2 protein-coding genes are annotated in these 4545 nt (G+C 70.7%); one reads left to right on the top strand and one right to left on the bottom strand.

What is annotated here, in order from left to right; translation table 11 throughout:
• Nucleotides 1-600: tetratricopeptide repeat protein (locus ACWCXH_RS39630; protein WP_449806373.1), on the top strand; the 600-nt coding region annotated here is incomplete at its 5' end.
• Nucleotides 601-1348: 748 nt separating this feature from the next.
• On the opposite strand, the gene ACWCXH_RS39625 is transcribed toward ACWCXH_RS39630, so the two are convergent.
• Nucleotides 1349-3946, bottom strand: coding sequence for a Helicase associated domain protein (locus ACWCXH_RS39625; RefSeq protein WP_449806372.1), 2598 nt, complete (start codon nucleotides 3944-3946; stop codon nucleotides 1349-1351).
• Nucleotides 3947-4545: the final 599 nt, after the last annotated feature.

Raw genomic sequence — 4545 nt, 5'->3', positions numbered from 1 at the left:
CTGGCGCACCAGTTCTGGGCACCGGGCTTCATCCAGGCCGAACGTCTGCTCGCCGCGGGCCGGATCTCCGAGGCCGCCGCCCTGCTCCGGGACGATGCCTCGGCCGAATCCGCGACGGCCCACCTCACCCCGGCCGGCCTGGCACTCGCCGAAGGCCGCTACGAGAAGGCCGAACTGCTCGCTGCCGAGGCCATGGAGCACGGCTGCCCGTCCCACGTGCCGTACCTCATCGTCGGCATGGCGTTCGTCGGCCGCGCCGACCGCGGCGAGGTCTCCCACGAGCGCGCCGGCGCACTGCTGGACCCGTTCCTGGTCCGGCTGGGCATCAATGACCGGACGCTGTACCGCGGCTTCCTCCCGACCGCCGACGTCGCCCGGTTCCAGAACGACCCCGACACCGCCGTGCGCGTGGCCCGCCCCCTCTCGACAGCCGTCGGCTCCGCGTACTGGCGGGCCCAGGCCGGGTGCTCGCTCGCCGCCGCGCTCATCGCGGCGGGGCGCCCGGACGAGGCGCGCAAGGCGCTCGCCCGGGCACGGAAGGAATGCCCCGAGCTGGTCAGGATCTCCGACGTCGAACGGATGCTGGAGAAGGCTGCATGAACAACAGTGTGACTCCCGTTCAAGGGGCCGGCGGCCGGATGGCTTGCCAGATCCGGTGAAGGTGAACGGGCACCACGGTGTCTGCCCGGCAGGAACGCCGGACCGGTGCCCAGAGGGAAGTCGACGATGCTCTGGCCCGTTGGGAGGAGCTGGGCGGGCGACGCCCCTTACGCTTCCCGGTCCGGCCCGGCCTTCCGGAGGAAAGCCGGCACTGTCCCGGGCCGGGCCGGGGTGCGTTCGCGGCACGGACAGTAGGGGTGTGAGAGTGCTGGTCAAGGGGGTGCCGAAACAGGCGACCCGTGAGGCGATGACCTCGCAGGAACGGCGCAACGAAGCCGTCGGACGCGGCTCACGCGGCGGCCCGCGCCAGCCAGGCCCCGGCGACGTCCTCGCCGGCGTACCGGTCCCCAGGACAGGAACCAGGCCAGGAACGCTGACCCGGCTCAGGCACCGCCTGATCCCGGTACCGCCACCCAGTGGTGCCGGGACAGGGGGTCCAACGGTTGTCCCACCCGTGGCACCTGCAGGGGGACCGGGAGTTGCACCGGAGATGGCAGCCCATCACAACGCACGAACGCTAGACCCCAGGTCAGACCAGGCGGGCAAGCCAGCCCGGTCCGGCGACACCTCTTCCTCGCGACAGCCGAGGCAGAGGTGTCAGCCCCAGGGGCCCGGCGCGCGCCCTGCCAGGGTGCCTGTCTGAGGCCCCTGGGAGGCCGCCACTCAGGGCCTCCGACCAAACCGCTCGCTACGCCCACTCCACCCCGTGCTCGGCGAGCTGCGCGAGCTGGCCTGCGGTCAGCTTCGCCCGGCGGGCCTTCTGGTTGTTGAGCCAGGTGCCCAGCGCGAAGTGCGACACCACCACCTGCTCCTCGCCACCGGGGCCGGCCTCCACGGCCTCCACCGGCTCCTTGTGCGGGCGGGGCACCCGGGGATGACGCTCCCGCTCGACGAACTGGGCGAGCGCGGCGACGCCCTGGGCGAACCGGTCCGCCCGGGACACCTTCGGCTTCGCCGCCGCGGCCGCCCGCGCGGCGGCGAGCTCGGGATCTTCCTCGATGCCGATCGCCGACAGCAGGTCCCGCTGCTCCTCCTCCAGGTCCGGCCAGACGGCCCGCTGCGCCTGCACCCAGCGGCCGAGCTGCTCGCCCTCGTAGACGGTGTCCTGGGGCAGGGTGGTCCAGTCGACCCGGCCGTCGGTGTCCAGCCACCACATCCGGGCGGTCGCGTAGGCGCGCTGCCAGGTGACGGGCCAGGCGGGGCACCACCAGGGGTCGATCTCCTCCAGCGCGCGGCGCCGCTCGGGCGACAGCGCGCCCTGCTCCCCGGCCGGGACCTGGGCCGAGGCCCGCAGCTCCGACAGCCACGTCCCGATCGCGTAGCCGCCGACCGACGCCCGCGCCGGCGCCGCCAGGCTCCCGCCGTGGCCCTTCGCCCAGACCCGCGCCCAGTCCAGGCCGGCCTCGAACCGCGCGTCGCTCACGGACCAGATCATGCCGAGCGCGTCCAGCATCTCCACCCGGTATGGCGCCAGCTCACCATTCGCATTCTCCCCTCGCCGGTCCGACAGCCACTTTCCCAGCGGGTAATTCCCGTTCTCCCCAACGAGCGTGGAATAGGGAACGTCGAGGCCGCCGGTCTCCTCGAACCAGCGCCGCGCGTGACCGAGCCCCTCACGCCACAACTGCGTCTCCCCGACCAGCACCCGCGAGGCGATGAACAGCGCGAGCACGTTCTCGTCCACCGGCGTCTGGAACCGCACCGGCAGCGTGAACGCCCCCGACCCGCCACCCGCACCAACCATGCTCTCACCAGGACCAACAGCAGCCTCAGCGCTGCGCCCCTTGGTTCGCTTGCCGGACTTCTGCGGCACCGCGAGGGCCTCCACCACCTTGGCGTCGTGGCTGCGCAGCGCGGTCAGGATCTTGACCAGGGGCCCGTAGGAATCGGACTCCAGAATGTCGCCGGGCTCCTCTCCTGGCTTGAGGAAGACCGGTACGATCAGGCTGGCCGTCTTTTCTTCGCCCGGCTGCATTCGCAAGGCCCGGCCGATGGCCTGGACGATATCCACCATGCTGCCCCGGCCCTGCAGAAGAACCGAATCTGCATTCGGCATGTCGACGCCCTCACCCAGGACTTTGCAGTTGCTGAAAATCCGGTACCTGAGCCCGTCGTCCTCCTCGCTGCGCCCGAAGTCGCCGATCAGCTCTTTCCGGTAGTCGACCTCATGCTCACCGGAGAGCCACTGTGCCCAGACCTCGGGCGGGTATTTCTGCGGGTTCTCGAAGTGCAGCTTCTCGACCGTCTGATTCAGCGTCTCCGAGAAATACCGCACCTCGTTCGTGCGGCTGTGGAACGTGATGCAGCGCCGGAGGTCGCGCTCGACCACGGTCTTGAGCAGCCCGGCCTGGATGGCCGCGATCCGTGCGGCCGGCACCTCGTCCTCGCTCCCGTCCTCGGCCTCACCGACACCCGGTCCCCACGGCACGCCCTGCGCCTCGGCCGCGGCCCGGTCGCCGAGTGGGTCGCGCAGCTCCAGGACCACGATCTCGAACGGCGCCAGGAGCTTCCTGTCGATGGCCTCCGCGAGGCCCAGGGAGTACACGTGCGGGCCGTAGATCCGCTGGTCGTCCATCGAGACGGCCAGCTCCTCCGGCAGCGGCTGGTGGGCACCCTCGCGGCCCTTGACGGGGCGCTTGGGCGGCGCCCAGATCCGAGGGGTCGCCGTCATGTAGAGCCGGCGGTCCGCCGGGATGGCGGCCTGGTCGTGGACCACGGTCCAGGTCTTCTCAACGCTGCCGGAGGAGCGGTGCGCCTCGTCGCAGACCATCAGCCCGAGCGGGGGCAGCAGCTCGCCCTGGCGCTCGGCCCAGTACTCGTAGGCGTCGGCGACCGCGCCGACGGAGGTGTAGGTGGCGAAGAGGGTGGTCGGCCGGCGGTGCTTCGCGGCGTTGGACAGCCACCTGCCGATCATCAGCGGGCTGGTGGTCGCCAGCACGCCGAACGGCAGCTCACGGTCGACCAGCGAGCAGATGGCGTGCATGTGCCCGGAGCGCCCGGCCGCCCGCCACGAGCCGATCATCTGGACGAGCAGGTCCAGCGTCGGCACGACCACCAGGACCACGCCCCGCGGCGCGAGCTTCTGCCCGGCCGCGGCCCCCACGTACGACTTCCCGGACCCGGTGGCCATCTGCACCGTCACCCGCAGACCGCCCGGGAAGGCTGACTGCCCCGGACGGGATGTCAGACCCCGCACGACGGCCTCCAGAGCCTCCTCCTGGTGCCCCCGCAGCGAGACGCCGGCGGCAGACTGAGCGGCCATCAGGCCCGGCTTTACGACGTTCACGAAGACGTGTCTCCCCTCACCCGTTCCCGAGTCCACACCCGGGACCACGCGGGAAATGCTGACAGTGCCCTACTGATACATTCGACGGGCCAGGCGAAGAAACCTAGCCGACCGGAAAACGAGCCCAATTGAAGAAACTATCCGGCAGAATACCAGTCCCTGTCGCAAATTTCGGCCAATATACCCGAAACGCATGGATCCGGACCCAGATTTCGGCGGGATCGTCAGACGCTGTAGGACTGATACAGTAGCGGCCGTTGCTCACCCTGCCAGGGTAGCTCACCCCGCCCCGCCGAGGCAGTGAAACCCTGACCTGTACAACGGTCTAGACCAATCTGGCGGAGTGGAGCCGATCTGTACACGCCCCCCATCGGGCCATCCCCTCCACCCAGTCAGCCAACACCAGATCAGCCAAAGACAAGCTCAACAACTTGAGTAGAGCTCAGCCACCAGCACCATGGAGCGAAGCGGAGTGGTGCCGGCCCGGAAGCGAAGCGCCGGGCCCACCCGGGCGAAGCCCGGGTGCGGACACGCGGAGCGGGTCCCGCCCCACCCCGAGCCGGGGGGGGCCGGGCGGGGGGCGCCCACAACGGGAGAAG

This window comes from Kitasatospora sp. NPDC001660, from assembly GCF_053596725.1.
Note: the sequence above shows the minus strand (reverse complement) of the source record. Positions and strands in the feature narration are given on the sequence as shown.